The following is a 1,794-nucleotide window of genomic DNA, read 5'->3' as shown; positions in this document are numbered from 1 at the left end:
CCCCCACGGAGCACCCGGCCGACCGGCGTCACCGGGGGTCTCAGGTCGCGGTCGGCGCCCCCGGGTGGGAGGCCCCGCCGCCGGACAGGTCGGCCAGCGACGCGCTGCCCAGCACCCCGCCGAGCAGCCCCCCGGAGCTCGGGCTGGACTTGGGCGCCGCCCCCGCGCCACCGGCGCCCGGGGTGCTGCGCGACGCCGGAGCGGAGCCGCCCGAGCCGCCGGACGGCGCGGACGCGGCCGGGGAGGCGCCCGACCCGGCCTCCGCCCTGCCCGAGTGCCCCTTGCCGCTCGGCGTCGGGGTGGCCGGTTTGGTGGGCGGCGGGGTGGTCGCACTCGGCGTCGCAGTGGCCGGGCGCGGGGCGGCGGGCGGGGGCGTGGTGGACGTGCCCTTGCCGCCGGGGGTGCCGGACGGGCCGCCGGACGGCCAGACCGGGGTGCCGTAGTCGGTGACCGGACGGTCCGGCGCCTGGTGCGCCCGGGCACCGGTGCGAACGGCGGCGCCGAACATCGAACCGAGCAGCAGGGTCACGCCGACCACGACCGTGGTGACCACGGTGCCGCGGCGCAGCACCCGGCGGCGCAACGCAGCGGGTGCGTCCGCGCCGAACCGGCGCCAGGCCTCCAGGCTGAGCCGCCCGTCCAGCGAGGCGAACGGCGCCCCGGCGATCAGCAGCGGGCTCCACGCCGCGAGGAAGATCAGGTCCGGGGTGTCGTAGACCGGGACGGCCCGCCAGCTGACGGTGAACAGCAGCGCGGCGGAGAGCGCCATCGCCGCGCCGGCGGCGAGCCGCTGCCAGAGGCCGAGGACGGTCAGCACGCCGACCACGATCTGGGTGAACGACACCACCAGCCCGGCGCCCACCGGGTGCGCCATGGCGAAGGCCAGCAGCGGTTCGGCGACCTTCCACGGGTGCAGCGAGGAGAGCCAGCGCATCATCGAGCCGCGCTCTCCGCCGTCGAAGTACACCGGGTCGCAGAGCTTGCTGAACCCGGCGTAGACCGAGAGCGAGCCGAGGACGGCGCGCAGCGGCAGCAGCACCAGGCCGAGGTCGACCCTGCGGCCCGGGTACCAGGGCTGCTTGCCCGCGGCGTCCGCGGCGGAGACCTCGGGCAGCTCGCCGCTCGGGGTCCAGCCGTGCGGCTCGCCGACCGGGCCGACGCCCGCGTCGGTGGCGGTGCCGGTGCCCTCGCGGGGCTGGCGCGGGAGGGCCCGGGCGCCCGCGAGGGACGGGAGCACCTGGGTGTCCGCCTCGACCAGCCGGACACCGCCGGCCGGGGTGCCGCCCTGGCGCACCGCTTCCAGCAGCCGGGTGGCCGCGAGGTCCCCGGGGGGCGCCTGGCCGGTCCAGGTGACGGCGGTGACCCGGCCCTTGCGGCGCGGCGCGCCGCCGACCCCGGCCCCGGCCATCGCCGGGACGGCCGGAGCGGGCACGACGACCTGCGGGGTGACCAGCGGACGGCCGATCAGGCCCTGGTTGGCGTACGGGTCGCCGAACGCGGCGCCGGTGGACAGCAGTCCGGCCGGGGCCTCGAGCAGCGGCGCCATCGGGGCGCCGAGCCGGAGCCGGAAACTCGCCTGGGTGCTGCTGAGCCGCGAAGGGTCCGACTCCACCTTGACGGTGTTGAGGCCGGGGCCCGCGTCTATCCCTGTGCTGCCGTCGCCGAACAGGGGGCGCCGAGGTGTTCTGGTGTCCACGCCCGTCTAACCGGGTGACGGCCGCTTAGGACACTCTCCCGGGTGGATGTCCGACCCACACTTGAAGTGATCATGAAAAAAGCGATCGGGCCCGGTCC

The 1,794-nt window shown here is 77.4% G+C and carries 1 protein-coding gene; it reads right to left on the bottom strand.

The window, feature by feature from the left end; genetic code table 11:
• Positions 1-40 precede the first annotated feature (40 nt).
• Positions 41-1,696: a DoxX family membrane protein gene (locus ACFU7Y_RS43630; protein ID WP_380772011.1), complete on the bottom strand. Its 1,656-nt coding sequence runs from the start codon at positions 1,694-1,696 to the stop codon at positions 41-43.
• Positions 1,697-1,794 lie beyond the last annotated feature (98 nt).

This window comes from Kitasatospora sp. NPDC057542, from assembly GCF_042801945.1.
In the GTDB taxonomy this organism is placed as follows: Bacteria; Actinomycetota; Actinomycetes; order Streptomycetales; family Streptomycetaceae; genus Kitasatospora.
Note: the sequence above shows the minus strand (reverse complement) of the source record. Positions and strands in the feature narration are given on the sequence as shown.